This window comes from Meinhardsimonia xiamenensis (assembly GCF_900102905.1).
GTDB classification, from domain to species: Bacteria; Pseudomonadota; Alphaproteobacteria; order Rhodobacterales; family Rhodobacteraceae; genus Meinhardsimonia; species Meinhardsimonia xiamenensis.
Map to the genome: position 1 here is coordinate 348,912 of NZ_FNFV01000004.1, position 25,459 is coordinate 374,370.

The 25,459-nt window shown below is 67.6% G+C and carries 25 protein-coding genes; 10 read left to right on the plus strand and 15 right to left on the minus strand.

Annotation, left to right across the window (positions count from 1 at the left end; genetic code table 11):
• Positions 1 to 63: 63 nt before the first annotated feature.
• The 8 genes from gyrB to mutM form a co-directional block, all read right to left on the minus strand.
• Complete coding sequence (gene gyrB, locus BLQ14_RS10790; RefSeq protein ID WP_092500563.1) at positions 64 to 2,481, minus strand: DNA topoisomerase (ATP-hydrolyzing) subunit B; 2,418 nt, start codon at positions 2,479 to 2,481, stop codon at positions 64 to 66.
• 79 nt (positions 2,482 to 2,560) lie between these two features.
• Positions 2,561 to 3,181 carry a LysE family translocator gene (locus BLQ14_RS10795; protein ID WP_092500564.1) on the minus strand — a complete coding sequence of 207 codons (621 nt, stop codon included), beginning with the start codon at positions 3,179 to 3,181 and terminating at the stop codon, positions 2,561 to 2,563.
• Positions 3,182 to 3,230: 49 nt separating this feature from the next.
• Complete coding sequence (gene recF, locus BLQ14_RS10800) at positions 3,231 to 4,340, minus strand: DNA replication/repair protein RecF (protein ID WP_092500565.1); 1,110 nt, start codon at positions 4,338 to 4,340, stop codon at positions 3,231 to 3,233.
• Between the two features lie 82 nt (positions 4,341 to 4,422).
• The gene (dnaN, locus tag BLQ14_RS10805; RefSeq protein WP_092500566.1) at positions 4,423 to 5,541 is read right to left on the minus strand and encodes a DNA polymerase III subunit beta; all 1,119 of its coding nucleotides are present in this window, start codon (positions 5,539 to 5,541) and stop codon (positions 4,423 to 4,425) included.
• A 113-nt stretch (positions 5,542 to 5,654) separates the two neighbouring features.
• A complete protein-coding gene (gene dnaA / locus BLQ14_RS10810) occupies positions 5,655 to 7,043 on the minus strand; it encodes a chromosomal replication initiator protein DnaA (protein ID WP_092500567.1) in 1,389 nt (462 codons plus the stop codon).
• 606 nt (positions 7,044 to 7,649) lie between these two features.
• Positions 7,650 to 7,919: a 30S ribosomal protein S20 gene (gene rpsT, locus BLQ14_RS10815; protein WP_092500568.1), complete on the minus strand. Its 270-nt coding sequence runs from the start codon at positions 7,917 to 7,919 to the stop codon at positions 7,650 to 7,652.
• A gap of 155 nt (positions 7,920 to 8,074) precedes the next feature.
• Positions 8,075 to 8,851 (minus strand): enoyl-CoA hydratase, encoded by a 777-nt coding sequence (locus tag BLQ14_RS10820; protein WP_092500615.1) that lies wholly within the window; start codon positions 8,849 to 8,851, stop codon positions 8,075 to 8,077.
• A 75-nt stretch (positions 8,852 to 8,926) separates the two neighbouring features.
• Positions 8,927 to 9,778: a bifunctional DNA-formamidopyrimidine glycosylase/DNA-(apurinic or apyrimidinic site) lyase gene (gene mutM / locus BLQ14_RS10825; RefSeq protein ID WP_092500569.1), complete on the minus strand. Its 852-nt coding sequence runs from the start codon at positions 9,776 to 9,778 to the stop codon at positions 8,927 to 8,929.
• Between the two features lie 77 nt (positions 9,779 to 9,855).
• Between mutM and ubiE the strand changes: the two genes are divergently transcribed.
• Positions 9,856 to 10,608: a bifunctional demethylmenaquinone methyltransferase/2-methoxy-6-polyprenyl-1,4-benzoquinol methylase UbiE gene (ubiE, locus tag BLQ14_RS10830; RefSeq protein ID WP_092500570.1), complete on the plus strand. Its 753-nt coding sequence runs from the start codon at positions 9,856 to 9,858 to the stop codon at positions 10,606 to 10,608.
• Positions 10,609 to 10,611: 3 nt separating this feature from the next.
• Positions 10,612 to 12,141, plus strand: a complete 1,530-nt coding sequence (ubiB, locus tag BLQ14_RS10835) for a 2-polyprenylphenol 6-hydroxylase (RefSeq protein ID WP_092500571.1) — start codon at positions 10,612 to 10,614, stop codon at positions 12,139 to 12,141.
• Between the two features lie 38 nt (positions 12,142 to 12,179).
• Here the strand turns inward: ubiB and BLQ14_RS10840 are convergent, their stop codons facing one another.
• On the minus strand, positions 12,180 to 12,866 hold the full coding sequence (locus tag BLQ14_RS10840) for a flagellar hook capping FlgD N-terminal domain-containing protein (RefSeq protein ID WP_092500616.1): 687 nt from the start codon (positions 12,864 to 12,866) through the stop codon (positions 12,180 to 12,182).
• 65 nt (positions 12,867 to 12,931) lie between these two features.
• Positions 12,932 to 14,359 (minus strand): flagellar hook-length control protein FliK, encoded by a 1,428-nt coding sequence (locus BLQ14_RS10845; protein ID WP_170068428.1) that lies wholly within the window; start codon positions 14,357 to 14,359, stop codon positions 12,932 to 12,934.
• A 795-nt stretch (positions 14,360 to 15,154) separates the two neighbouring features.
• On the opposite strand from BLQ14_RS10845, the gene BLQ14_RS10850 reads away from it, so the two are divergent.
• The 6 genes from BLQ14_RS10850 (at position 15,155) to BLQ14_RS10875 (ending at position 19,210) form a co-directional block, all read left to right on the plus strand.
• Positions 15,155 to 15,460, plus strand: coding sequence for a rod-binding protein (locus BLQ14_RS10850; protein WP_092500573.1), 306 nt, complete (start codon positions 15,155 to 15,157; stop codon positions 15,458 to 15,460).
• Complete coding sequence (locus BLQ14_RS15280) at positions 15,457 to 15,825, plus strand: hypothetical protein (RefSeq protein ID WP_106176385.1); 369 nt, start codon at positions 15,457 to 15,459, stop codon at positions 15,823 to 15,825. The genes BLQ14_RS10850 and BLQ14_RS15280 overlap by 4 nt, the downstream gene beginning before the upstream one ends.
• Before the next feature lie 227 nt (positions 15,826 to 16,052).
• Entirely contained in the window at positions 16,053 to 17,534 is a 1,482-nt protein-coding gene (locus BLQ14_RS15620; RefSeq protein WP_092500575.1) for a flagellin, read from the plus strand.
• A gap of 76 nt (positions 17,535 to 17,610) precedes the next feature.
• Positions 17,611 to 17,988, plus strand: coding sequence for a flagellar biosynthesis regulator FlaF (flaF, locus tag BLQ14_RS10865; RefSeq protein ID WP_092500576.1), 378 nt, complete (start codon positions 17,611 to 17,613; stop codon positions 17,986 to 17,988).
• Complete coding sequence (gene flbT, locus BLQ14_RS10870; protein WP_092500577.1) at positions 17,985 to 18,389, plus strand: flagellar biosynthesis repressor FlbT; 405 nt, start codon at positions 17,985 to 17,987, stop codon at positions 18,387 to 18,389. The genes flaF and flbT overlap by 4 nt, the downstream gene beginning before the upstream one ends.
• On the plus strand, positions 18,386 to 19,210 hold the full coding sequence (locus tag BLQ14_RS10875; protein ID WP_092500578.1) for a DUF1217 domain-containing protein: 825 nt from the start codon (positions 18,386 to 18,388) through the stop codon (positions 19,208 to 19,210). Before flbT ends, BLQ14_RS10875 begins: the two co-directional genes overlap by 4 nt.
• 469 nt (positions 19,211 to 19,679) lie before the next feature.
• Here the strand turns inward: BLQ14_RS10875 and BLQ14_RS10880 are convergent, their stop codons facing one another.
• Positions 19,680 to 19,916, minus strand: a complete 237-nt coding sequence (locus BLQ14_RS10880; RefSeq protein ID WP_143004483.1) for a hypothetical protein — start codon at positions 19,914 to 19,916, stop codon at positions 19,680 to 19,682.
• A gap of 147 nt (positions 19,917 to 20,063) precedes the next feature.
• On the opposite strand from BLQ14_RS10880, the gene BLQ14_RS10885 reads away from it, so the two are divergent.
• A complete protein-coding gene (locus tag BLQ14_RS10885) occupies positions 20,064 to 20,618 on the plus strand; it encodes a TetR/AcrR family transcriptional regulator (RefSeq protein WP_245657073.1) in 555 nt (184 codons plus the stop codon).
• Positions 20,615 to 21,580, plus strand: coding sequence for an agmatinase (gene speB / locus BLQ14_RS10890; protein ID WP_092500580.1), 966 nt, complete (start codon positions 20,615 to 20,617; stop codon positions 21,578 to 21,580). The genes BLQ14_RS10885 and speB overlap by 4 nt, the downstream gene beginning before the upstream one ends.
• A gap of 37 nt (positions 21,581 to 21,617) precedes the next feature.
• On the opposite strand, the gene BLQ14_RS10895 is transcribed toward speB, so the two are convergent.
• Genes BLQ14_RS10895 through BLQ14_RS10910 form a run of 4 tightly spaced genes read right to left on the minus strand, consistent with a single transcriptional unit; the run spans position 21,618 to position 25,413 of the window.
• Complete coding sequence (locus tag BLQ14_RS10895) at positions 21,618 to 22,400, minus strand: heme ABC transporter ATP-binding protein (RefSeq protein WP_092500581.1); 783 nt, start codon at positions 22,398 to 22,400, stop codon at positions 21,618 to 21,620.
• The gene (locus BLQ14_RS10900) at positions 22,397 to 23,464 is read right to left on the minus strand and encodes a FecCD family ABC transporter permease (protein WP_092500582.1); all 1,068 of its coding nucleotides are present in this window, start codon (positions 23,462 to 23,464) and stop codon (positions 22,397 to 22,399) included. The genes BLQ14_RS10895 and BLQ14_RS10900 overlap by 4 nt, the downstream gene beginning before the upstream one ends.
• 3 nt (positions 23,465 to 23,467) lie before the next feature.
• Complete coding sequence (locus BLQ14_RS10905; RefSeq protein WP_425412101.1) at positions 23,468 to 24,364, minus strand: heme/hemin ABC transporter substrate-binding protein; 897 nt, start codon at positions 24,362 to 24,364, stop codon at positions 23,468 to 23,470.
• The gene (locus BLQ14_RS10910) at positions 24,361 to 25,413 is read right to left on the minus strand and encodes a hemin-degrading factor (RefSeq protein ID WP_092500584.1); all 1,053 of its coding nucleotides are present in this window, start codon (positions 25,411 to 25,413) and stop codon (positions 24,361 to 24,363) included. The genes BLQ14_RS10905 and BLQ14_RS10910 overlap by 4 nt, the downstream gene beginning before the upstream one ends.
• Between the last annotated feature and the right edge of the window lie 46 nt (positions 25,414 to 25,459).

Genomic DNA, 25,459 nt, shown 5'->3' on the forward strand with positions numbered 1-25,459 from the left:
GCTTGAAGAAGGGACGCAGAGCGGCCGCGGGCGCGTGGCCCGCCCTGCGTCTCCGACCAAATCTCAGAAGTCGAGGTTTTCGACGCTCAGCGCGTTTTTCTGGATGAATTCGCGCCGCGGCTCCACCACATCGCCCATCAGCTTGGTGAAGAGGTCGTCGGCCTCGGCGAGATCCTCGATCTTCACCTGCAGAAGGGTGCGCGCCTCGGGGTCGAGCGTGGTCTCCCAAAGCTGGTCGGGGTTCATCTCGCCCAGACCCTTGTAGCGCTGCAGGGTCACGCCCTTCTCGCCCTCGGCGAAGATCGTCTCGAGCAGCGAGAGCGGCCCGAAGATCGGCACCTGCCGCTCGCGGCGGATGAGCGTGGCCTCGCTGCCATAGGTCTCACGCAGGCTGTCGGTGAACTGCCCCAGCTTGCGCGCCTCGGCCGAGCGCAGCACCGGCCCGTCGATCACGCGCACCTCGTCAACCCCGCGCAAGACGCGGCTGAGCCTCAGCCCGTGGTCCTGCGTCGGGCGGCCCTGCCAGCCGCGCTCGTATTCGGGCGCGATGAGGTCTAGGCGGGCAGCCACCTTGTCGGCCACGCCCTGCAGGTCGGCATCCGCCGCCCCGGCCACGAAGGCCCCGGCGATTGCCGCCTGCTCGAGGATCTCGCGGGGGTAGTGGGTGGGAAAGGCATTGAGGATGCGCCGCACCTGCCGCGCCTCCTCCACCACCCGGCGTAGATCCTGCCCGACGATCTCCTCGCCCGACCCGAGCCGCAGCACCGCGGCTTCGACACCCTGTTCGATGAGGTAGTCCTCCAGCGCCGCCTGATCCTTCAGATACACCTCCGACTTGCCGCGCGTGACCTTGTAGAGCGGGGGCTGGGCGATGTAGAGATGCCCGTTTTCGATGATGTCGGGCATCTGGCGGAAGAAGAAGGTCAGAAGCAGCGTGCGGATATGGGCACCGTCCACATCCGCATCCGTCATGATGATGATCTTGTGATAGCGCAGCTTCGAGATGTCGAACTCGTCGCGCCCGATGCCGGTACCAAGCGCAGTGATGAGCGTGCCGATCTCCTGGCTCGAGAGCATCCGGTCAAAGCGCGCGCGCTCGACGTTGAGGATCTTGCCCCTGAGCGGCAGCACCGCCTGATTGGCCCGCGCGCGCCCCTGCTTGGCCGAACCGCCCGCCGAGTCTCCCTCGACAAGAAAGAGCTCGCGCTTGGCCGGGTCCTTCTCCTGGCAGTCGGCGAGCTTGCCGGGCAGGCTGGCCACATCGAGCGCGGATTTCTTGCGCGTCATCTCCCGCGCCTTGCGCGCGGCCTCCCGCGCCACCGCCGCCTCGATGATCTTGCCAACGATCAGCTTCGCCTCGGCCGGGTGCTCCTCGAGCCACTCGGCGAGCTTTTCATTGACGAGACCCTCGACCGCCGGCCGCACCTCGGAGGAGACGAGCTTGTCCTTGGTCTGGGAGGAGAACTTCGGGTCCGGCACCTTGACCGAGAGCACGCAGGTCAGCCCCTCGCGCGCGTCATCGCCGGTGAAGTTCACCTTCTCCTTCTTCGAAAGGCCGGAGCTTTGCGCATAGCGCGTCAGCGTGCGGGTGAGCGCCCCGCGAAAGCCTGCAAGATGCGTGCCGCCGTCGCGCTGGGGGATGTTGTTGGTAAACGGCAGCACCATCTCGTTGTAGCCGTCGTTCCACCACATGGCGATCTCGACGCCGATGCCGTCGCGCTCGCCGGCGATGTAGATCGGCTCCTCGATCAGCGGGTGCTTGTGACGGTCCACGAAGCGCACGAATTCGCGCACGCCGCCCTCGTAGCACATCTCCACCCTGAGCGGCTCGGCGGGGCGCTCGTCCTCGAGGATGATGCGCACGCCGGAATTGAGAAAGGCGAGCTCGCGCAGCCGGTTTTCCAGCGTGCGGAAGTTGTAGTCGAGGTTGGAAAAGGTCTGCGTAGAGGCCAGAAACCGCACCCGCGTGCCGCGGCGGCCCTGCGCATCGCCCACCACATGCAGGTGCTCGACCGTCTCGCCGTGCTCGAAGCGGGCGAAATGCTCCTTGCCGTCGCGCCAGATGGTCAGCTCGAGCCAGTCCGACAGCGCATTGACCACAGAGACGCCCACGCCGTGCAGGCCGCCCGACACCTTGTAGGAATTGGAGTCGAACTTCCCGCCCGCATGCAGCTGGGTCATGATGACCTCGGCCGCGCTTACCCCTTCCTCGGGGTGGATGTCGACAGGGATGCCACGGCCGTTGTCGGTGACCGACACGCTCGAGTCAGCATGAATGGTCACGCGCACCTCGGTGGCGTAGCCGGCCAGCGCCTCGTCGATGCCGTTGTCGACGACCTCATAGACCATGTGGTGCAGGCCGGAGCCGTCATCGGTATCGCCGATGTACATGCCAGGCCGCTTGCGAACGGCCTCCAAGCCCTTGAGAACCTTGATGGATTCGGCGCCATAATCGTCCGGCTGCCGGATGGTGTCCGCCATGCGGGAATTCCTCACTCGTTGCGGGGCAAATCTACGATTTCATGGGGGAAATGTCACGCCCAACACACAATATTTGGTGTCAGGTGAAGGGGATTGCCACCCCCACGGCGACGAGCAGGAGCCCCGCCACCAGATTGAGCCGCGCCAGCGCCGCGGGTGACTTCAGAAGCGTCCGGATGCGCCCCAGAAAGGCCGCCATGACGAGGTTTCCAGCAAGCGGCACCGCCATCGAAATGGCCATGATCGCGCCGACATCGCCCGCGGTGACGTGGCCGAGATCGAAGAAGCCGGGCAGGGCGCCCATGTAGAAAAGGATCGCCTTGGGATTGCCCAGGATCACCGCCAGCCCTGCGGTAAATCCGGCCCATGCACCGGGGCGGGTGAGGCGGTTGTCGGCGGCGACGACCCGGTGGCGGCGGCGGATGAGCCCCAGCCCCATGACAAGGAAGATGCCGCTTGCCACGAGCCTCAGCGTTGCCATGAAGCCGTCGAACACCGAGACCACCCAGGCCACGCCAAAGACAGCCAGCGCCGGCCAGAGCGCATCGCCCACCACCACGCCGAGCGCCAGCGGCCAGGCGGCGTGAAACCCGCCCGACAGCGCCCGCGCCGTCAGCGCCACCCACACCGGCCCCGGCGTGGCGAAAAGGATCGCCACGGCGCCGGCATAGAGAGCAAGATCAAGGGCGCTTGCCGACATGCTTCTTCCCGTTTCCCTGCGGTGCCAATGCGGCGGGCAGGCGCGGCTGTCAATCGCGCATCTCAACGAGCGACTGCCCTTGAGCCTCGCGCACCTCGAGGCGCTGAGCCTTCTCGCCCAGCTCGTCAAAGAGCTCCTCCCCTGTCCCGGTCATCCAGGCCTGCGCGCCGAGGGCGAGGATTTCGGCGAAAAGCGCGGCGCGACGCTGCGCATCGAGATGCGCTGCCACCTCGTCAAGGAGCAGGATCGGTGGTGCGCCGAAATCCTCGGCGATGGCGCGCGCATTGGCCAGAATGAGCGAGATCAGAAGCGCTTTCTGCTCGCCGGTCGAACAGTCCCGCGCCGGCACGGCCTTCGCCGCATAGACGGCCACGAGATCCTGCCTGTGCGGCCCAATGAGGCTGCGCCCCGCGGCCATGTCGCGCGGTCGTGAGCGTGCGATCGCCGCAGCAAGCGCGCGTTCGGAGTCGGGCAGCGCTTCTCCCTCGGGCGTCTCGAGGCTCAGCGTGGCGGCAGGGAAGGGGCCCTCGGCCCTTGGCTGCACCGCCGCAAGCCGTGCGATTGCCGCGCGGCGCCCGGCCAGCAATGCCGCCCCGGCGCTCGCCATCTGCGCTTCGAGCGCCTCATACCAGCGCCCGTCGCGCACGCCGTCGCGCAGGAGCCGGTTGCGCTCGCGCATCGCCCGCTCATAACGCAGCGCGATATCGCCGTGCTCGGGAAAAAGGCTCAGCGCGATGCGGTCAAGAAACCGCCGCCGCCCCTCCGCGCCCTCCGTCCACAGCCGGTCCATCGCCGGGGTGAGCCACAAGATTCGCGCAATGCGGCCAAGCTCCGCCTGAGGCGCGGTCTTTCCATCGATCCTGAGCTGCCGCGCCTGTCCCGGCTCCGCCCATGTCTCGATCTCGTGGTGCTGGCCGAGACTGTCCAGCGCTGCGGTAACCTTCCAGCCGACCTCCTCGGGCCGGCGCGCCATCTCGCCGGCCGCCGCGCGCCGCAGCCCCCGGCCCGGTGAGAGCAGCGAGATGGCCTCCAGAATGTTGGTCTTGCCCGCGCCATTGGCTCCGAAGATCGCCACCGGGCGATGGTCAAGCGCCAGCCGCGTCGCCCGATGCGAGCGGAAATGCGACAGGGAGAGCGCCTTCAGGAAAAGCCGGGACACACCCCCGCCTCATCACCCTGGGTCAAATACCCCTGCCGGAGGCACGCCGCGCAGCGGCGTCCGCGCCGCAGGCGCGCCCCCCTCACACCCGCATGGGCATGACGACATAGACGGCGCTCATGTCGTTGCCCTCCCGCATGACGGTGGGATCTGCTGGCGAGTTGAACAGGAACACGGCATTCTCCCGGTCCACCTGCCCGGCGATCTCGAGGAGATACTTGGCATTGAAGCCGATCTCGAGGTGGTCGTCGGCATAAGCCACCGCAAGTTCCTCCTCCGCCGCGCCCGAATCGGGAGCGTTGACGCTGAGGAGAAGCCGGTCCTCGTCGAGGATCATCTTCACGGCGCGTGAGCGCTCCGAGGACACCGTTGCCACACGGTCCACGGCCTGGGCGAATTCGGCGGCGTCCACCTCCATGCGCCGGGGGTTGTTCACCGGAATCACGCGGCTGTAGTCGGGGAAGGTGCCGTCGATCACCTTCGAGGTCAGGGTGATCTCCGGCGTGGCGAAGCGCACCTTGGTCTCGCTCACCGACACCGCGATCTCGGCCTCGTCGTCGTCAAGGAGCTTGCGCAGCTGCTCCACCGTCTTCTTTGGCACGATCACGCCGGGCATGTCCTCCGCGCCCGGCGGCAGCGGCGCATCGATCCGCGCGAGGCGATGCCCGTCGGTGGCCACGCAGCGCAGGACGCGGCCCGTCTCGCCGTCGGCCACATGCATGTAGACGCCGTTGAGGTAATAGCGTGTCTCCTCGGTGGAGATGGCAAAGCGGGACTTGTCGAAGAGGCGCCGCAGCACCGGGGCAGGCGCGGCGAAGTTGGAGCTGTATTCCGATGAGGCCATCACCGGAAAATCCTCCCTGGGCAGGGTGGCCAGCTGAAAGCGCGACCGGCCCGCCTCCACCGAAAGCCGTCCCGAGGCACCGTCGTCGGAAAGCTGCACCAGCGCACCCTCGGGCAGCTTGCGCACGATCTCGTGCAGCGTCACCGCCGCCACCGTGGTCGCCCCCGGGCGCAGCACCTGTGCCGGCACCCGGTCGATCACCTCGATGTCGAGGTCGGTGGCGCGGAAGCTTACCTGCTCGCCTTCCGCCTCGATCAGCACATTGGCCAGAATCGGGATGGTGTTGCGCCGCTCCACCACCGATTGCGCCTGCGCTACGGCGCGAAGAAGCGTGCCGCGCTCGATGCTGATCTTCATGCCGCGGTTCCTCCAAGATGCCGGGGGCGGAAATCTATGCGATTTCCGCCCCGGCTCAAGCACTTTTCCAGATTGTCAGTCCAGTGCCTTCCGCCGTCAAGCGCGGCCGGCACTCACCCCTCAAGCGCCCGGCGCAAAAGCTCCACGTCCTCCGCGAGCTGGCTGTCGGCAGCCATCAGCTCTTCGATACGGCGCACGCCATGCATCACCGTGGTATGGTCGCGCCCGCCGAAACGGCGGCCGATGTCGGGCAGGCTGCGCGAGGTGAGATGCTTGGCCAGATACATGGCCACCTGCCGCGGGCGGGCGATGGCGCGCACGCGCTTGGGGCCGATCATGTCCGAGAGGCGGATGTTGTAGTGTTCGGCCACCCGGCGCTGGATCTCCTCCACCGTCACCTTGCGGTCGGAGGCGCGCAGGATGTCGGTCAGGCACTCCTGCGCCAGCCCCAGCGTGATCTCGCGTCCCACCAGCGAGGCAAAGGCAAACAGGCGCATCAGGGCGCCCTCGAGGACGCGCACATTGGAGGTGATGCGGTGGGCGAGAAACTCGAGCACGCCCTGGGCAAGCTGCAGCTCGGGATACTGGCGGCGGTAGGTCTCGGCCTTCTTCTGCAGAATCCCGAGCCTCAGTTCATAGTCGGCCGGATGCAGATCAACCACCAGCCCGCACTGCAGGCGCGATCTGATCCGTTCCTCGAGATCCTTGATCTCTCCCGGCGCGCGGTCGGCGGAAATGACGATCTGCTTGTGCTGGTCCACGAGCGCGTTGAAGGTGTGGAAGAATTCCTCCTGAGTCGATTCCTTGCCGGCGATGAACTGAACATCGTCCACCATCAGCACATCGACCGAGCGGAACAGCTGCTTGAAGTCGATCATCTGCTGCTCGCGTAGGGCGCGGATGAACCGGTACATGAACTGCTCCGCCGAAAGATAGAGCACCGTCATCTCCGGCCGCCGTGTCCTGAGCTCATGGGCGATGGCGTGCATCAGATGCGTCTTGCCAAGACCCACCCCGCCGTAAAGGAACAGCGGGTTGAAGGTCACCTCACGCCCCTCGGCCACGCGCCGGGCAGCGGCGTGCGCAAGCTGGTTCGGCTTTCCGACCACGAAGCTGTCGAAGGTGAAGCGCGGATCGAGCGGAGCGCCGGGCATGTCGTCATCCCACCCCGCCGCCGCCCCGCGCTGGGTCTCGGCGGCGTCGGCGGGCGCGCATGACGCCGCCGATGTCTTGCCGGCCGCGGGCTGAGGATCACGCCGCAGTGCCGCGACGCGATATTCAAGCCGTCCCACCTCCACGCCCGCGGCGCGCAGTTCCGCCAGAATCTGCTCGCCGAAATTGCGCTGCACCCAATCGCCAAGAAACCTTGTGGGCGCGGCGAGAACCGCGCGCCCCTCGGAGATTTCCAGAAGCTTCAGCGGCTCGATCCAGGTGGTGTAGTTGTTCTGCCCGATCTTCTTGCGAAGCGCTTCGCTTGCCGTCCCCCAGGTGTCTTCTTGCATTTCCTGTCCACCGAAGCTCACGAACCCGTCCCCGAACGACGCCAACCGGCGTGCGACCCCGAGGGAGCTCTTGAGCCGCCCCGCTCGGAATCCGCGTCCAGTTTCGCTGCCTGAGGCGCCATCCGGCGCCGAGGCCGGAGTCTCACGGCAACAGCCCGGCGATGCATTTACGAATGCTGCAGGGTCACCCGCGAGTACGCACCGCCATGAACTGCCCGGGGAGACATCCAGACCAGGGCCTCGCCGCCCGTTGTCTGTCGGTCGCCAGGTGTTGCCCACCCGAACTGGTCGTGTCACACGGCACAGATCCAACGGGCCGAACCCGCAAGGCCTGGCCGGCAACATCACCGAGTCAGCGCTGTGTCCCCCCAAGGACGAACTGAATCGCAGGCATTAGGTAGCAACGGCTTCAAGAGCTGCGCAATCGAACAAAGTTCTTGACGCGATCTTTGCAGAAGCGACTCGCGACAAGCCCTTGATGCGCGGAAACGGCGCTGCGCAGTTGCAACACCGGTGATGAAAAAGACGCGCCCACCTGGGCGCGCCTGTCTCGTGTCGTCCCGATTCGTTCCGGGGAATACCCCGGCAGCCAGGCTCCGCGCCGGCTCAGGCCTGCGAGAGCGCCTTCACCCGGGCGGCGAGGCGCGACATCTTCCGTGCCGCGGTATTCTTGTGCAGGACGCCCTTCGTCACACCGCGCATCAGCTCCGGCTGAGCGGCGCGAAGCGCGGCCTTTGCGGCCTCGGCATCACCCGAAGCGATTGCCTCTTCGACCTTGCGCAGGAAGGTGCGAATCCGCGAACGGCGGGCCTTGTTGATGGCATAACGGCGCTGATTCTGACGCGCGCGCTTCTTGGCTTGAGGCGTGTTGGCCATGTCTGTTTCCCTTTCCCGGGCTCGTCTTTTCACATCCCGCGCGAACGAGACCCTGCCGGGAAAGCATCGGCAACTCCGGCCAGAGCGGGCCTCACGCGCATGTCACAGTGGCGGCGGATACGCCGAATCGGTCACGATGGCAACAGCGATCGCGTTCAGCGGTCGCGGAACTGGGGCTGGCGCTTCTCGAGGAAGGCGGCCATGCCCTCGCGCTGGTCCTCGGTGGCGAAGAGCGAATAGAACAGCCGCCGCTCGAACAGCACGCCCTCCGAAAGCGAGGTCTCGAAACTGCGGTTCACCGCTTCCTTCACAGCCATCGCGGTGAGCATCGACTTCTCGGCGATCTTCTGGGCCGCGGCCAACGCCTCTTCCATCAGCTTCTTGGCGGGCACCACGCGGCTGACGAGGCCCGCGCGCTCGGCTTCCTCGGCATCCATGAAGCGGCCGGTCAGGTGCATGTCCATCGATTTCGACTTGCCCACCGCGCGCGTAAGCCGCTGCGTGCCCCCGATGCCGGCCACCACGCCGAGATTGATCTCGGGCTGGCCGAACTTGGCGTTGTCCGCGGCAATGATGAAGTCGCACATCATCGCCAGCTCGCAGCCGCCGCCAAGCGCGTAACCTGCCACCGCGGCAATGATCGGCTTGCGGCAGTTCTCGATCGCCTGCGCTTCGCGGGCGAAGAAGTTCGAGCTGAACATGTCCACGAAGCTCTTTTCCGCCATCTCCTTGATGTCGGCGCCGGCGGCAAAGGCCTTCTCGTTTCCGGTGATGACGATGACGCGCACGCGCTCGTTGGCGTCGGCCTCGGTCACGGCCTGGGCGAGCTCGCCCAGAAGCTCGCTGTTGAGCGCATTCAGAGCCTCTGGCCGGTTGAGCTTGATGAGAGCGACGTGGTCTTCGATCTCGACGATGATCGTCTTGTAGGCCATGAGCCTGCCTGTGATGGTTCCCCGTCCGGCGCATTCCATACCGATCGTGGGCCGCGTTTCAACCCGTCTGTGGCGCTAACGCTGGCAGGCGGGACAATGGAAACTCGACCGGCCCGACTGCACCACGCGGCGGATCATGCCGCTGCAGCCGGGGGTGGGGCAGGGGGCGCCTTCGCGGCCGTAGACGCGGAAATCATGCTGAAAATAACCCATTTCGCCGCTCGTCTGCCGGTGGTCACGCAGGCTCGAGCCGCCTGCCGCGATGGCCTCTGACAGCACCTCGCGAATGGCGCTGACGAGCCGCTCGAGGCGGACCGCGGAAATCCGCCCTGCCGCGCGCAGGGGCGAGATTTGCGCCCTGTGCAGCGCCTCGCAGACGTAGATGTTGCCGAGACCGGCAACGATTCGCTGGTCGAGAAGCACGGCCTTGATCGGCATCCGGCGACCAGCAAGACGCTCCCGCAGCCACGCCGCCGAAAAGCCGTTGCCCAAGGGTTCGGGACCCAGATCGCGCAACAGCCGGTGCGCCGCTTCCTGCCCCGTGGGAAAAAGATCCATCGCGCCGAAGCGGCGGGCGTCGTTGAAGGTGATGCGCGCGCCGGCCTCGGTGTCGATGACCACGTGATCATGGCGGTCGGGGGTGGCTCGCTCATGCGCAAAAAGCCCCGGTGCGCGGCCCGAGATCAGCATCCGCCCCGACATGCCAAGGTGGATGAGCAGCGTCTCCTCCGAATCGAGGTCGGCAAGGATGTATTTGGCCCGCCGGCGCAACAAGCGCACGCGCCGCCCGGTGAGCCGCGCGGCCATGTCTGGCGGAAACGGCCAGCGCAGCCCCTCCCGCCTGAGCTCGACCCGCGCGATCACCGCGCCCTCGAGCACGGGCACAAGCCCGCGCCGCACCGTCTCGACCTCCGGCAGTTCCGGCATTGCTTCCCTTCACCACATTGCGGCCGCGCCCGCGCGCCCTATAAGGAGGGGCAGATTTCCCCGCGCGGCAAGGGCAGATGGACGAGAACGGCCAGAAGACCACCCATTTCGGATTCCAGACGGTGCCGGAGGAGGAGAAGGCCCGGCGCGTGCATGGCGTCTTTTCCTCGGTCGCCTCGCGCTATGACGTGATGAACGACCTGATGTCGGCGGGCATCCACCGGCTGTGGAAGGATGCGATGATGGACTGGCTCGCGCCCCGGCCCGGCCAGCGCCTGCTCGATGTGGCCGGGGGCACGGGCGACATCGCCTTTCGCTTCCTGCGCCGGGCGCCGGGGGCGAGCGCGGTCGTCCTCGACATGACCGAATCGATGCTTGCCGAGGGGCGCAAGCGCGCCGATGCCGAGAAGCTCGGCGACCGGCTCGACTGGGTGGTGGGCGACGCGATGGCGCTGCCCTTTCCCGACGCGAGCTTCGACGTCTACACCATCAGCTTCGGCATCCGTAACGTCACCCGCCCCGAGGTGGCGCTCGCCGAGGCCTTCCGCGTGCTGCGCCGGGGCGGACGGCTGATGGTGCTGGAATTCTCGCAGCTGCCCAACCCGGGGCTGCAGTGGCTCTATGACCGCTACTCCTTCAACGTCATCCCGGTCATGGGCCAGATCGTTGCCGGCGACCGGGCCAGCTACCAGTATCTGGTCGAGTCCATCCGCCGTTTTCCCGATCAGGAGACGTTCAAGGGCATGATCGAGGCCGCGGGCTTCGAGAACGTCGCCTACCGCAACCTCACCATGGGCGTCGCTGCCCTGCATTCGGGCTGGAAGCTCTGAGCGATGCGCGGGCCGCACAACATCTGGCGTCTGGTGCGCACGGGCGCCACATTCGAGCGCACCGGCGCCATGCGAGAGGTGCTCGATGCGCTCGACGCGCCACCGGCGCTGAGAATCGGCGCGCGGGTGCTCGGCTGGCCCTTCGCCTGGCTCGGAATGCGCGGTGATCCGGCACTGCCGCCACTGACCCGCGCGCTGACCGTGCTCGGCCCGGCCTATGTCAAGTTCGGGCAGATCCTGTCCACCCGGCCGGATGTCGTCGGCGACAGGCTGGCGCGCGAGCTGCGCGTTCTGCAGGACCAGTTGCCGCCCTTTCCCACCGAGGAGGCCAAGCGCGTGGTCGAGGAAGAGCTCGGCCGGCCGGTGGCAGAACTTTTCTCCGAGTTCAGCGAGCCGGTGGCGGCGGCCTCCATCGCGCAGGTTCATCGTGCCCGGCTTGCCGAGGACGGGCGCGAGGTGGCGGTGAAGGTGTTGCGCCCCGGAATCGAACGGGCATTCCGCAAGGACATCGACGCCTTCTATTTCGCCGCCTCGTTGATCGAGCTGCTGTCGCCCGCGTCGCGACGCCTCCGCCCCTCCGACGTGGTCGCCCATTTCGAGGGTGTCGTGAACGGCGAACTCGACCTGCGGATGGAGTCTGCGGGGGCAGCCGAGTTCGCCGCCACCACCGCGCCTGATGCCGGCTTCGTGGTGCCGAAGGTTGAATGGTTTCTCTCGTCCCGGCGGGTCATGACCCTGGGCTGGGCCGAGGGCGTGCCGCTCGGCGAGATCGAGGCGCTGCGGGCTGCAGGCCATGATCCCGAGGCATTGGGCGAGCGGGTTCTCGAGCTGTTCCTGCGCCATGCGCTGCGCGACGGCTACTTCCACGCCGACCTGCACCAGGGAAATCTCAAGGTCGCGCCGAACGGTGACATCGTGGCGATGGATTTCGGCATCATGGGGCGGCTCGACGCCTACACCCGTCGCGTCTATGCAGAAATCCTCTACGGATTCATCCGGCGTGATTACCGGCGCGTGGCGGAGGTGCATTTCGAAGCCGGCTACGTGCCCGCCGATCAGGACATCGACGAGTTCGCCCGTGCCTTGCGCTCGGTAGGTGAACCGATTTTCGGGCTCGAGGCATCGAAAGTCTCGATGGGCCGGCTGCTTGCCCATCTTTTCGAGGTCACCGAGCGCTTCGGAATGCAGACCCGCACCGAACTCATCCTGCTGCAGCGCACCATGGTCGTCGTCGAGGGCGTGGCCCGAAGCCTCAACCCGCAGATCAACATCTGGCGTGTGGCACAACCCATTGTGGAAGAATACATCCGCGAGAACATCGGCCCGCGCGCCATGGCGCGCGACCTGCTGCGCACCGCGCAAGTCCTGTCGCGTTTCGGCCCGAAACTGCCCGAGCTCGCCGAGGCGGCCCTCATCCGCGGGGTCATGCCCGAGCGCAAGGCGCCGCGCCGCGAGCGGTGGCGGTCGCTGGGGCTTGTGGGGCTTGGCGCGGGCCTCACGGCTCTTGGCGTCTGGCTCGGAACGCTGCTGTGAGAAGGAGCGGGGGGGCTTATCCGGCGCCTCACGAGCGCTCATGAGCCTTCGGGCGCTCTTACCGCCGTGACCTCTTCCGCCGAGATGCTGCCGCCGCCGCGCGTGACGAGAACGATGCCCTCCTCCTCGCGGCGGGCTTCGATGATGCGGTGATAGGTCTCGACGGGTGTGACTGCGGCGAGTTCCTCGCCCTTGTAGCTTTCGAGTTCGAAGCTGTAGACACCGGGCGGCAGCGGCGCGCCGTTCTCGTCAACCCCGGCCCAGATGATCTGCTCGTCACCGGGAGGAACGTGCAGGCGCTGGACTTCCCGTTCTGCCGCGTCGCGCACCACCAGCACCGCGCTGTCGGCGCCGGCGGCAGCTTCGCCAAAGAGCGTCAGGGGTGCGCCATCGAAGGCCGTCGCCCCGACCGCGCGCACGTCCATGCCGATCCACCTGGACAGGTTTTGCGGCGCGGCCTGATCGAGCGCCGCGGCAATCCCCTGAAGCAGATCGTTGGTCAGCACCTGCTGCTCCACGCCGGAGAAGGTCGCAAGCTGCACCGCCAGGTCCTCCGAAGCGATCGGGTTAAGCGGATCCTGATTCTCCATCTGGGTCGTCAGCATCTTCAGGAATGTCTCGAAATCGGAAGTGATCGCGGTGGCGCCTTTCGTCCTCGCGTCCGATCTGGCGTCGCTGGTCCCGGCCGAGGGAGCCGATTGCGCGCCCAGGGTCGTGGGTGCCATGTCCATTGCCGTCCATCACCTCCTGTCCGTTGAACGCTGGCCCCGGCCTTGTCGCTGCGCCAGTCTCAGAGCCTCAGGTCAAGCCGTCGACCGTCCGCACGTGGCGCGGAAAATGCCCGCCCCTCGGCGCCCGCGGCGTGCGCGCCCTGATCGGTTGTTCCGTCAATGCCAATCGCGCCAGTCGGAGCCAGGCCAGCTGCGCTCGCGCCACCGTCTTCCCGCTCGGATCCCCGGCGGTCGCCGGTGAACTCGAAGGAGACGTCCGCATAGCCCAACTCGCGCAATTCACTCGCCAACAGATCTATGTGGCGGCGCATGAGCGCGGCGGTCTCCGGCCGCTCGACATTGATTTGCACGCTCATGACGCCATCACTGCCGGTCAGCTGCATGCGCACCCTGCCAAGCTCCTCAGGTTCGAGGACAATCTCGACGGGCCCGTCGGGAAGCGCTCTGGCGACCGCTGCGAGCTGGCCTGCAATCTGGCGGGAAGGATCGGCCCCGATGCCATGTATCGGCATGGGTTGGCCCGAGCCCGCTGCGGAACTCTGGGTCGGGCCGGCCGGGACAATGGCTGCGGCAGGCTCATGGGTATGGTCGCCATCAGCCAGCGGCTCTTCTGCGACCGTGCCCGGCACCGGCGGGTATCGGGGTTCGGGGAAGGCGGTGTTTCCTGGCGACGCCGGGGGGCGGGCTCCGTCCGCCGTGGCTGGCGCATCGGCGCGGGATGCGGAAGCCGCAGGCTGAGGCACGGCATCCGTAGCTGCCCCTGATGGGTCATGTCCGGGTCCGGCAGCGTCGGCCGTGGCAAATCGCAGCACGGGCCGATCGGCGTGCCCCGTGCCGGCCAACGATACATCGGGCCCCTCGATCGACTGCACCGCCTGCGCTTTCGTCCACGCATCTGCGGAATTGTCAGGGGCGAGAGGGGCGGGGGCTGCCAGCTGCTGCCGCATGGCCGCCTGCTCCCGCATCGCCGCAGGTCGGCTTTCCATTGCCGGAAGGTGATGTTCCGGTTCAGGCTTCGTGCTCGGCCCTGCTGCCGGGGCGCCGGTCGGGGCCCGGGCGGCCGCGCGAGGGGCGCTGGTCTCCGCCGGAGCTCTGGTTTCCCGCTCCGCGGCAACATGCGCAGAGCCCGGCGCATTCTGCTGCGCGTCCGGCTCGAGGATCGGCGTGCGCCCGGCATCATCGGACTTATGGGGCGCGGTGCGCGGCGTCACCGGCGCCAGCACCGCGCCTGTCTGGCCGTTGTCTCGGGCCGGTATCGTCTCCGTCCGGGTGCCTGCGGCATGCACGAGAGCCAAGGGCGCCTCGCGCCGAGAGGCTGCGCCGGAAGAGGCCCCCTGCACCGAGTCGCCTTCATGGGTCCCGGCACGGTCCGGGCTGATCAAGTTTCCGCCAGCAGGCATCTGCATGCCATTCGCGAGATCAGGCCCATCTGTTCCCTCTGCTGGGGCGTGCACGCCGCGGTTGGTCACGCCATCGTCACCCTTCATCGGTGAAGCTTCGGCTGAACGCTGATCGGTCGGAGAAGCCGACTTGCGCCCCACGGCGGCGCGTGAGGTTTCGGGCGCCGGAGGGGGGGGCGGTGCGGGCACCTGTCTTTCCCCGCCGCGTGGCGGAATGTCGGCCATGCCGCCTGCCTCGGCTGCGTCCTGTCGAGCCCTTGCCAATGTGTTTCCTGCTCCGTTCTTCACCTGTCTCGCGGCCGGTGTGGATTCACTTCCTTCGTCGTGTTTAGCGGGTTGGGCGGCGTGCGGTGTCGGCGTGCTCGGGAACATGGGCAGCGCAGGCGCGCCTGGCTTGGGCAAGGGCGGCGCGGCGGGCGGGGGCGGTGAATGGGATGCCGATCCCGGCCCGCGCCTTTCCGACGCGCGCGCAAGTGCGGCGGCGAATCTCCGATCCGCACAGGAGCCGTCGCCCGCGGATGCGCCGAAAGGCTCCGCACCGGCAATGTGCGTCGCCGTGCTCACGTTGACGGCGCTCACTCCCGGCGCAGGCGCGGGTTCCGTCGCGGCAGGCATGCTCGCGAACGGCGCGGAAAAGCCGTAGAAGTCCGCCCGATCGCCTGCCTCCTCCCGGGCTCTCGCCCTGTGACGGCGCGGTGCCGCCGGATCTGCATCCCTTGGAAATGCCTCGATGGTGCGCACAACGACGTTTCCGCCCCCTAGACCGATGAATCATGATCTGCGCTTCACAATGGCCGTGGCGGGTTACCGCATCTTTACTTCCGGCAAGGAAACTTCAGGAAAATCGGCACGAGGTTGAAGGAAATGGTTTCTGCTCCACCCATGCGGCCCTTCTCCGATGGCCCCGGTGTGCCGGCGCATGAGACGGCTCAGGCGCGCCGCGAGCGGCTGCGCGCCTTGGCCGGGGAAGTCGAGGCGGAATTCCTGGCCGAGATGCTCGGCGCCGCCGGGCTTGACGCCGCGCTTGGCGCGTTCGGTGGCGGCGCGGGGGAGGAACAGTTCTCGTCGTTCCTGCGGCGCGAACAGGCCCGACTGATGGTCAAGGCAGGGGGTATCGGCCTTGCGCAACAGATCTTCGAGAGCCTCTTGCGCCGCGAAGGGCCTGTTGTTGACAGGAGGGGAGAATGAGCAGGGCCACCGCCCCCGACAAGGAGCCGTTAGGCCTTGCCTCGGAGATCGAGGACCTGCTCGAGCGCGAGCGGCGGGCACTGCTCGAAGCACGATTCGACGTGCTGGAGCGACTGGCGGCGCGAAAGGAGAGCCTGTTGCGTGAGCTGGCCGAGCACCGGCCGAAGGCAGGTGATCTGGAGCGTCTTCAAGCCCTGTCGCGGCGCAATGAGGGCCTCTTCCGGGCTGCGCTGGCCGGAATTGGCCGGGCGCGCGAGCGCGCACGCGCCATCGCCGGCGCTGGCGAATTCCGCACTTACGGACGCGACGGGCGCATGCAAAGTGCCATGCCTCCTGCCGTGGGGCAGCCCGCACGCCGTGCGTGAGGCAGGGATGAGGCCCGTTCAAATTCGCCGCATCTTGCCGGTTCAGCTTAGCAATCTCTTAGGCTTGCTGCCGGACGATCGGCGAGCCCTCCGATGAGGGGCGCGATGCCGGCCGACGTCGGCGCGCAGTGTCAGAACGGCGACCAGTCTGCGCTTCCCCGTGATCACGAGGAAGCGGCTTGGCAACTCAGGCCGCGAAAATGCGCGGTGCAGGAAAGGGACCGGAAATGTCCAGCATTCTTACCAATACCAGCGCCATGGTCGCGCTGCAGACACTGAAAAGCATCAACGCCGATCTGTCGAAGACGCAGAACGAGATTTCCACCGGCAAGGCCGTTGCAACCGCGAAGGACAACGCCTCGGTCTGGGCGATCTCCAAGGTCATGGAAGCCGATGTGAAGGGATTCCAGGCGATTTCGGAGAGCCTTTCGCTCGGCCAGTCGACCGTCGCCGTCGCGCGCGAAGCGACCGAGACGATCACCGACCTGCTGACCCAGATCAAGGGCAAGATCGTCGCCGCGCAGGAGGACAACGTCGACCGAGGAAAGATCCAGACCGACATTGCCGCATTGCGCGATCAGATCAATTCGGTGGTGAACGCAGCGCAGTTCAATGGCCTGAACCTGCTGCAGGGCACCGAGGACGTCAACGTTCTGGCCTCGCTCGATCGCGCCTCCGACGGAACGGTGACGGCCTCGAGCATCACCGTGCAGCGTCATGATCTCACCACTTCGGCGGGGACTTACGGTTCGGGCACGAGCCTCTCGGCGAATGCCACGGTGAGCGCGGCAACCGTGGCCAACACCGCCAACACCGTCACGCTCACGGTTGATGCTGATGCCGACGTGTCCGCAGACAGCTTTCAGGTGACGATCGGTGGCAGCACGGTGAGTTTTGCCGCGGGCGACATCACCGGAGACCAGGACGCTGCCGCCACCGCCATCAGCGCCGCGATCAACGCGCTTGGCCTCGAGGGCATTACCGCCTCCGTCTCGGGCGCGGATGTGACGATTTCGTCCACGCGCGCCTTCGAAGCCGTGTCCGTGTCCGCCCTGAAGAACGGGGCAGGAGCAGGCATGACACTCTCGGCGAGCGAGATCGCCGAGCGCGCCGAGAACGTGACCTTCTCCAATTCGGCCAATGTCAACGAGGGTGACGGCTACCGGGTGACCATAGGTTCATCGGCCTACACCTATGTCGCCGGCAAGAACGAGACCTTCGAGGATGTCGCGCGCGGGCTGAAGGCAGCAATCGATGCGGCCGGGCTTGACGGCATTACAACGCAGGTGTCCCGGGACAACAACGGCGCCTGGCAGCTGAAGGTGGACAATGACGGCGCAAGCCTGGCCTTCGCGGTCACCGGAGCGGCGGGTGGTCAGGCCTCGGGAGGGCTATTCGGCCTTGGCGGCATTGACGTGACGAGCTCGTCGGGGGCCGCGGCCGCGCTGTCAAACATCGAGACGCTGATCGACAAGGCCATCGATGCCTCGGCGGCCTTCGGTTCCTACCAGGGAAGGATCGAGACGCAGGCAAGTTTCGTCGGCAAGCTCACCGATTCGCTCAAGGCCGGGATCGGTTCGCTGGTGGATGCGGACATGGAAGAGGCCTCGGCGCGGTTGCAGGCTTTGCAGGTGCAGCAGCAGCTGGGAATCCAGTCACTCTCCATCGCCAATCAGGCGCCGCAGTCGATCCTGTCGCTGTTCCGCTGACGGCACCACCGGGGCGTGGCCCGGCCGCGCTCCGGCCCTCGTCATCTGATCCCGTCTCCAAAGGTAAGGATTTGTCGTGACCTGCCATCAACAGGCCCACGCCCTTTATTCGCCCGCCGTCGCGCCTGTGCGCACCGCGCGGAGCGTGGAATACGATGCCTTCGCGCGTGTCACCGCCCGGCTCCGGACCGCCACCGAGACACGCAGCCGGGGGCTGGCGCCACTTGCCGAGGCGCTTCACGAGAACCGCCGATTGTGGACGCTTCTCGCAAGCGCGGTGGCCGATCCGGCCAATCGTCTGCCGCATGATCTGCGCGCCAGGATCTTCTATCTTGCCGAGTTCACCGCCCATCACAGCAACCTCGTGCTGAGCGGCGAGGGTGATCCCGCCATTCTGATCGAGGTGAACACCGCGGTGATGAGGGGACTGCGCGGGCAGGAGAAGGCGGCATGAGCGGTCTGGTCCTGAAGCTTGGCCCGAGAGAGCGTGTGCTCATCAACGGCGCCGTGATCGAGAACGGAGACCGCCGCAGCCGGCTGAACATCATCACGCCGGGTGCGCATATTCTCAGGCTTCGTGACGCCATCCACCCCGACGAGGTGACCACGCCCGTGCGGCGGGTGTGCTACATCGCCCAGCTGGTGCTCTCCGGCGATGCGGCGCCTCAGGATGCGCGTCCGCAGCTCCTGCGTGGCATCGAGCAGTTGAGCCAGGCGCTGCGCGATCCCGACAGCCGCGCGCAACTCGCCGCGGCGACCGAGGCGGTGCTCGCCTCGCAATACTATCAGGCGCTCAAGGCGCTGCGCCGGCTTCTTCCGCGTGAGGAGCGGCTGCTTGCACAGGCGCGTCAATGAGTTTCCGGCCCGCACTTCCGTTGACAGGCTGGGCGGGCTGGAAATTTCTCGAGCGGACGCGTGCCGCCCAGCAGTCGGCCTTCGACCGCTCCCCCGGCATCCAGCGTGAGACGGCGTATTTCGAGGCGCGTATCGCCACGGTCGGAAGTGCCGCGGAACTGGTCGCGGATCCGCGGCTTCTGCGCGTGGCCCTCGGCGCCTTCGGGCTCGACGGTGATCTGCCCAACCGCTACTTCATTCGCAAGGTGCTCGAAGAGGGCACGCTCAAACCGGGAGCGCTGGCCAACAGGCTTGCCGACGCCCGCTATCGCGACATGGCCCGGGCCTTCGGTTTTGGCGACAGTGATCCGCCGAACACGGGGCTACCCGGATTCGGAGCGCGGATAGCCCGGCAATACCGCGCGCGTCAGTTCGAAATCGCCGTCGGCCGTCAGGATGAGGCGCTGCGCCTCGCCCTGAGCGCCGATCGCGAGCTGGCCGAGATCGCGCGCGCCAGCACCACCGATGATGGCCGTTGGTTTCTGGTGATGGGGCGGCCTCCCCTGCGCAAGGTGGTCGAGACCGCGCTTGGCCTGCCGGCAGGCATCGGCGCGCTGGATCTCGACCGGCAGCTTGCGGATTTCCGGCGCGCAGCGCAGGAAAGGCTTGGGGATGGCGAAGTCGCGACTCTCGCGGATGGCAGCCGGCGGGAAACCCTGATTCGTCTCTTTCTGGCACGATCGGCTGCGCAACGGACCGGGCTCCCGGCGGCGACTCCTGCAACCGCGGCGGCCGGCGTGGCATTGAGCTTGCTGCAGATGACCGCGCCGGCACGGCGCTGAGCGTACGCCACGCCCGCATCGGGGGCGTGACCGTGACGCCTGTCGGCCATTCCGGGCTCGGGCGCGCTGTCTTGGATCGCCGAGCGGCTCCCTCTGCCCCGGGGCGGTTTTCCAGCGTCACGCCGGTGCAGTCTCCCCCACGCCGATATTGGCGGCGGCGCCGGCCTCAAGGGAGCGGCGGCGATCGAGGTCTGATGACCCTGACCAGCATCATGCGCCTCGTTCCATTCACCGGGTCTCTGTCTTCCAAGGCGGCGAGGGGTGCCGGAGCCATGAGCGGCATGGCGAAAAGGGCACGTCACCGCCGCGAAGGACGATCGGCCCGGCGCCCGAGACGGGGCGCGATTGGGCCAGAGATGCGGACCCATCGACCGCTCGGCCGAGGATCCGCGGCGCGGCTAAGAGGGCAAGCGTCCAGAGAACGGCCGGGGCGACGAGGACTTGGCCCATCAGGCGCGACGCGCCGCGCTCATTGCTGCAGCGCCTCGAGCCACAGATCATGCATCTTCTCTTCAAGCTCGGCATTGGGCGCGGGGTAGAGCCGGGGGCGCACGAGATATCCGGGCTGTTCGCCGTCCAGCACCGCCGTGAGCCACGCGCCGCCGCCGATGACGATATCCACCTCGCCGGTCGCGGGCGCCGTCTGCGCCGCGACCACCCCGGCGAGGCAGAGCGGCGCGAAAAGGGCGGTTCGGACGGGGGTCATCTTGATGTCTCCCTGTCTGTGCGCCCACAGGATGCGCACGGACAAGTTGAACCTGCTCATCTTTCCGGTCAGGCTGATCGGGGAAGAGGCGGCAGGACGGATGACTGGGCTGAGGGAGAGGCAACAGGCGGACCGGCGGCGGCGCAGATGTTTCGCGCAAAGGGCTACCGCAGTGCGCACATCGAGGATGTCGCCGCGCGCGCGGGCGTGTCGGTGGGCACGATCTACAACTACTGCCAGACCAAGGGCGACATGCTGATCGCCACGGTGACGATGGAGGTCGAAGAGGTGCTGGCCACGGGAGAGGCCATCGTCTCCGACCCGCCGGAGAATGTGGCCGAGGCGGTCATGGCGCTCGTCTTCGGTTATTACGACCATTCGCTGAAGTATCTCTCCAAGGAGATGTGGCGCCACGCGATGGCTCTTGCCATCGAGGCGCCCAAGACACCGAACGGGCGGCATTACATGGAGCTCGACCGCCGGCTTGCCGCCCAGGTGGTGGCGCTGATGGAAAGCCTGAAGACCCGCGGGCGGGTGCGGCCCGATGTCGAGCCGCGGGCGATCGGGGAGATGATCTTCAACGATCTCAACCAGCTCTTCGTGGATTTCGTGCGGGAGGAGGAAATGACCCTGGAAGACCTTCGGTGCGCGCTTGCCGCGCATGTTCGACCCCTTGCGCGGCTGATGGCGGTGGCGTCATGAGCCGCCGCTTCAACCAGCCGCTGGGCGGCAACGAGATGCCCCGCTTCGGCGGGCCCGCAACCATGATGCGCCTGCCCGCGCAGGACGGGGCGGACGGGCTGGATGCCTGTTTCGTGGGCGTGCCCATGGATATCGGCACGTCGAACCGGCCCGGAACACGGCTGGGCCCGCGCCAGATCCGCGACGAAAGCCGCATGATCCGCCCCTACAACATGGCCACGGGTGCCGCACCCTTCGACAGCCTGCAGGTGGCCGATATCGGCGATGTGCCGATCAATACCTTCGACCTGAAGAAGTCGGTCGAGATCATCGCCGAGCATTATCGCGCCATCCTGGCCACCGGCGCGATCCCGCTGACGATGGGGGGCGACCACACGCTGACCTGGCCGATCCTTCGCGCGATGAAGGAACGTCACGGCCCGGTGGCGCTGATCCATGTCGATGCCCATGCCGACATCAACGACACCATGTTCGGCGAGAAGGTGGCGCATGGCTGTCCCTTCCGCCGCGCCTGGGAGGAAGGCTGCCTGATCGACGACCGGGTCTTCCAGATCGGGCTCAGGGGCACGGGCTATTCGCCCGAGGATTTCGACTGGGGCCGGGCCCGGGGCTGGCGGGTGGTGCAGGCGGAGGAGTGCTGGCACCGATCGTTGGTTCCGCTGATGGAGGAGGTGCGCGCGCGCATCGGCGATGCGCCCGTCTATCTGAGCTTCGACATCGACAGCCTTGATCCGGCCTTCGCGCCGGGTACCGGCACCGTCGAGCCGGGCGGGCTGACCATCTGGCAGGGTTACGAGATCATCCGCGGCTGCGCGGGGCTGAACCTGGTGGGCTGCGATCTGGTCGAGGTCTCGCCTCCCTTTGATCCGTCGGGCAACACCGCGCTGGTGGCGGCGAACCTGCTCTACGAGATGCTCTGCGCTCTTCCCGGCGTGAAGCGGCGGGTGCCGGGCGGAGCATGACGCATTCCTGTGCCGGCAGGTCGTTGCGCGCGCCCCTTCACAGGCATGCCGAATGCGGCAGCACATAGGGCACGCCCCCGAGGGGCGGCGCGCTGACCCGCATCGTGCAGCCATAGGCGCGCGAGAGGATTTCGTCGCAAAGCACGTCGCCCGGCCGGCCCAGTGCCAGCCGCCGGCCGCCTGCCAGTACCGCCACCCGGTCGCAGAAAAGCGCGGTCAGGTTCAGATCATGCATGACGGTGACCACCCCGCCACCGGCGCGGGCGAAATCACGGGCAATTTCCATCACCTGCAACTGATGCGCGATGTCGAGGCTCGACACCGGCTCGTCCAGCAGAAGCCAGCGCGGCCTGCCGTCCTGGACCGGGTTCCACACCTGCGCCAGAACACGTGCCAGCATCACCCGCTGGGCTTCGCCGCCGGACAGGTCCTGGAACGGGCGGTCGGCGCAATGCGCCAGCCCGACCCGCGCCAGCGCCTGCATCGGCACTTCTGCCCGGTCGCCTGCGGTTCCGGCCTGCAGGCCGATGCGCACCACCTCGATCACCGTGAAGGGAAAGGCAAGCTGGCAGCTCTGCGGCAGGACCGCGCGCTCGGCGGCGAGTTCCCATGGTTTCATCGCCCCGATGGCGCGCCCGTTCAGCCGCACCCGGCCCGAAAAGGGCAGCGTTCCGGCAAGGGCGCCAAGAAGCGTGGACTTGCCCGAACCGTTCGGGCCGACGATCGCGGTGACCTCGCCCGGCCGGGCGGTCAGGCTCACGCCGCCAAGGGCGTCGCGGCGACCGAAACGCACGCGGATGTCTTCGGCGATCAGGCTCATGCGATCGTGATCCCCCGGCGACGCAGCAGGATCCAAAGGAAGACCGGCGCGCCCATGACCGCCGTGACGATGCCGATCGGCAGTTCGGCCGGCGCGATGACGAGGCGTGCAACGACATCGGCCAGGACGAGGAGAATGGCGCCCAGAAGCGCCGCATTCGGAAGCAGCGCGCGGTGATCCGGGCCGCTGGCGATGCGCAGCAGATGCGGCACGACCATTCCGATGAACCCGATCCCGCCCGACACGGCGACGGCGGCACCGGTGGCCGCCGCGACCGCAAGGATCGCGACGGATTTCATGCGCTGCACGTCGACGCCGACCTGCGCGGCGGTTGCCTCGCCAAGCGCCAGCGCATTCAGCCCGCGCCCCAGCGTCATGGCCGCGACCATCGCGATCACGATCAGCGGACCGGCCGCCATCACCTTGGCCCAGCTTGCCCCGGCAAGCGAGCCAAGGCCCCAGAAGGTCAGGTCGCGCAGCTGCCGGTCATCGGCAAGATAGACGAGAATGCCCGACAGCGCCCCCGCCAGCGCGCCAAGCGCGATGCCGGCCAGAAGCATCGTGGCAACCGAGGTCTGGCCGCGGCGCGTCGAGACGCGGTAGAGCAGCAGGGTCGAGCCCCAGCCGCCCAGAAAGGCGGCAACGGGGACAAGCTGGTTGCCGGCGAGAGCGACCGCCCAGACGGGCAGGAACGCGCCCAGAACGATGGCCAGGATCGCGCCGAGGCCGGCGCCCGCCCCGACCCCGACGATGCCCGGATCGGCCAGCGGGTTGCGAAACAGGCCCTGCATCGTCGCCCCCGACACTGCCAGCGCCGCCCCCACCAGGATGCCCAGGGCCAGCCGCGGCAGCCGGATGTCGAAAAGCACGATCCGCTCCATCTGGCCAAGCGCCTCGCCCCGCGCCAGCCTGGCCAGAATGGTCGAGAAGCGCACGTCGGCCGCGCCGATCTCGAGGCTGACAAGCCCGGCCAGTACAAGCGCCGCCGCCAGCGCCCAGTGCAGGGCGCGGGCGCGCGAGAGTCGATCGCGCGGCGGCGCCCCGATCTCGGTCATGACGGCCATGGGTCAGCCCTCCGTGCCATAGAGCGCGGCATTCAGCTGGCGTACCGCCTGAGCCGTGCGCGGGCCGAAGCCCAGCATCAGGAGCCCGTCCATCCGCACGACGGACCGGGTCTGGCCGGCCGGCGTCAGGCGGATCGCGGGCATGGAGAAGAGCGCGTCATCGGCCACCGCCGCACCGCCGCCGCGATCCATCATCAGGATGACATCGGGGGCGGCCAGGCCCACGGCCTCGTCGGTGATCTGTTTGTAGCCCTCGAACCCGGTGATCGCGTTCACCCCGCCGGCCATGCGGATGATGGCATCGGCCGCGGTGCCGGTGCCCGAGGCGGTGATCTTGCCGCCCTGGGTCGAGAGCACGAACATGACGCGCTTCTTCGTGCCGTCGGGCCGTTCGGCATCGGCCAGAGCGGCCGCAAGCGCGCCTGCGACCTCGGCGGCAAGGGCCCTGGCGCGGTCGGGAACGCCAAGCGCCTCTCCGACTACCTCGATCTTGCGAAGGATGCCGGCGGCGCTGGTGGCCTCGGGCACCTCGACGAATCGCAGATCGGCGGCGCGGATCACCTCGATCGCCTCCGGCGGGCCGGCGTCCGCCTCGGCAAGGATCAGCGATGCCCCGACCGAAAGCACGCCCTCGGGCGACAGCGCGCGCAGATAGCCCACGTCCGGCAGGCTCTGGATCTCGGGCGGATAGGTCGAGGTCGTGTCGCGGGCGCGCAGCCGGTGCTGCTGGCCCAGTGCGACGACGATCTCGGTGACCGACCCACCAAGCGACAGCACGTCTCGCGCGGCATCGGGGCTGGCATTGTCCTTGGCGCGGACCGCGCGCGACAGGGCGCAAAAGGGGGCGCCAAAGGCAAGCGCGGTGGCGAGGGCGGTAAAGTTCCGACGTGTGACGGTCACGCTGGCACCCCCTCGACCGACGGCAGCGCGCTGACGATCCGGCCCCATGCGGGCCGCGAGTCGCGCCCCTCCTTGCCGACGCCGAAGATCTGGAAGATCAGCCCGCCCTGCGCATCGAACGCTTCGACCGACACGGCCGGGCCACGCCTGGTGGGCTTGGTCACCGCCCACAGCTCGGCCACCTTGTCGCGTCGCAGATGCAGGTTGAAGCCGGGATCCATGATGTTCTGCCACGGGCCCATCGGGCGCAGATTGCGCACGGGGCCAGTATGGATCTGGATGCAGCCGCGATTGCCGACGAAGATCATCACCTCGATGCCCGCATCGCGCACGGCGGTGAGCATCCCGTCCACGCAATGCGGATCAAGCGGGCGCGCAAGCGGCTCGCCGGCAATGCGATAGGCGCCGAGGCGGTTCATCCTCAGCTTCGCGCACAGCCGCAGGAACTGGTGCGTATCGGTGAGCTTCGCCCATTCGGCGCGCAGGATGTCGGCCTTGTCGGGGCGTGAGATGGCTCCCTCGGCGGGCGGACGCGGGCTTGCATCCAGCCGGTCGGACTGCTCGGGCAGCGCCAGTTCGTCAACGATATCCCGCCATGCGGCGTGATCGGACCCATCACGCAGGTGAATCTTGTGCACCGCGTCGCCCGCCGCGTCGAAAATTTGCAGCGACCGGCGCGGTCCCTGCGCGGTTTCGGTCTCTATCGCAAAGGCATGCACCCAATGCGTGGGAAAGATGCGCAGGTCGATGTTCTCGGTCAGCGTCATCGCCGCATGTTCGCCGGGGCGATAATTGCCGTAGGCGCCGACCTTTTCATGCACGCAGGCGTCCACGCGGGTCAGGGCCATCACCTCGCCCAGACGCTCGACCGCCGGGATGATCCTGTCGGGGTGGGCAGCGATTCGGGTGGTGCCGTGGCCGACACCGGCCGCGACAAGCTGCGCCTCGGCGATGCCAAGCGAGTCGGCGGCATCGCGGGCGCGCATTTCGGGATGCTTTTCCCGGTAGGCGCGGATTTCGGAGGGCAGGGGTACGGTGCGCGGGTTCATGGGCATCCTCGGAGCTAAAGGTGATCCGATGGCTTCGCCCGCGCCG

Excerpts from the sequence above, each read along its gene's own strand:
- BLQ14_RS10880 (WP_143004483.1), bottom strand. The coding sequence starts at position 19,916 with ATGACCCCCGTCCGAACCGCCCTTTTCGCGCCGCTCTGCCTCGCCGGG.
- dnaA (WP_092500567.1), bottom strand. The coding sequence starts at position 7,043 with ATGCAAGAAGACACCTGGGGGACGGCAAGCGAAGCGCTTCGCAAGAAG.
- BLQ14_RS10910 (WP_092500584.1), bottom strand. The coding sequence starts at position 25,413 with ATGAACCCGCGCACCGTACCCCTGCCCTCCGAAATCCGCGCCTACCGG.
- BLQ14_RS15620 (WP_092500575.1), top strand. The coding sequence starts at position 16,053 with ATGTCCAGCATTCTTACCAATACCAGCGCCATGGTCGCGCTGCAGACA.
- BLQ14_RS15280 (WP_106176385.1), top strand. The coding sequence starts at position 15,457 with ATGAGCAGGGCCACCGCCCCCGACAAGGAGCCGTTAGGCCTTGCCTCG.
- BLQ14_RS10840 (WP_092500616.1), bottom strand. The coding sequence starts at position 12,866 with ATGGCACCCACGACCCTGGGCGCGCAATCGGCTCCCTCGGCCGGGACC.
- BLQ14_RS10850 (WP_092500573.1), top strand. The coding sequence starts at position 15,155 with ATGCGGCCCTTCTCCGATGGCCCCGGTGTGCCGGCGCATGAGACGGCT.
- ubiE (WP_092500570.1), top strand. The coding sequence starts at position 9,856 with ATGGACGAGAACGGCCAGAAGACCACCCATTTCGGATTCCAGACGGTG.
- speB (WP_092500580.1), top strand. The coding sequence starts at position 20,615 with ATGAGCCGCCGCTTCAACCAGCCGCTGGGCGGCAACGAGATGCCCCGC.
- BLQ14_RS10875 (WP_092500578.1), top strand. The coding sequence starts at position 18,386 with ATGAGTTTCCGGCCCGCACTTCCGTTGACAGGCTGGGCGGGCTGGAAA.
- mutM (WP_092500569.1), bottom strand. The coding sequence starts at position 9,778 with ATGCCGGAACTGCCGGAGGTCGAGACGGTGCGGCGCGGGCTTGTGCCC.
- gyrB (WP_092500563.1), bottom strand. The coding sequence starts at position 2,481 with ATGGCGGACACCATCCGGCAGCCGGACGATTATGGCGCCGAATCCATC.
- BLQ14_RS10885 (WP_245657073.1), top strand. The coding sequence starts at position 20,064 with ATGTTTCGCGCAAAGGGCTACCGCAGTGCGCACATCGAGGATGTCGCC.
- BLQ14_RS10845 (WP_170068428.1), bottom strand. The coding sequence starts at position 14,359 with ATGAAGGGTGACGATGGCGTGACCAACCGCGGCGTGCACGCCCCAGCA.
- BLQ14_RS10895 (WP_092500581.1), bottom strand. The coding sequence starts at position 22,400 with ATGAGCCTGATCGCCGAAGACATCCGCGTGCGTTTCGGTCGCCGCGAC.
- dnaN (WP_092500566.1), bottom strand. The coding sequence starts at position 5,541 with ATGAAGATCAGCATCGAGCGCGGCACGCTTCTTCGCGCCGTAGCGCAG.
- BLQ14_RS10820 (WP_092500615.1), bottom strand. The coding sequence starts at position 8,851 with ATGGCCTACAAGACGATCATCGTCGAGATCGAAGACCACGTCGCTCTC.
- rpsT (WP_092500568.1), bottom strand. The coding sequence starts at position 7,919 with ATGGCCAACACGCCTCAAGCCAAGAAGCGCGCGCGTCAGAATCAGCGC.
- flbT (WP_092500577.1), top strand. The coding sequence starts at position 17,985 with ATGAGCGGTCTGGTCCTGAAGCTTGGCCCGAGAGAGCGTGTGCTCATC.
- BLQ14_RS10795 (WP_092500564.1), bottom strand. The coding sequence starts at position 3,181 with ATGTCGGCAAGCGCCCTTGATCTTGCTCTCTATGCCGGCGCCGTGGCG.
- ubiB (WP_092500571.1), top strand. The coding sequence starts at position 10,612 with ATGCGCGGGCCGCACAACATCTGGCGTCTGGTGCGCACGGGCGCCACA.
- BLQ14_RS10900 (WP_092500582.1), bottom strand. The coding sequence starts at position 23,464 with ATGGCCGTCATGACCGAGATCGGGGCGCCGCCGCGCGATCGACTCTCG.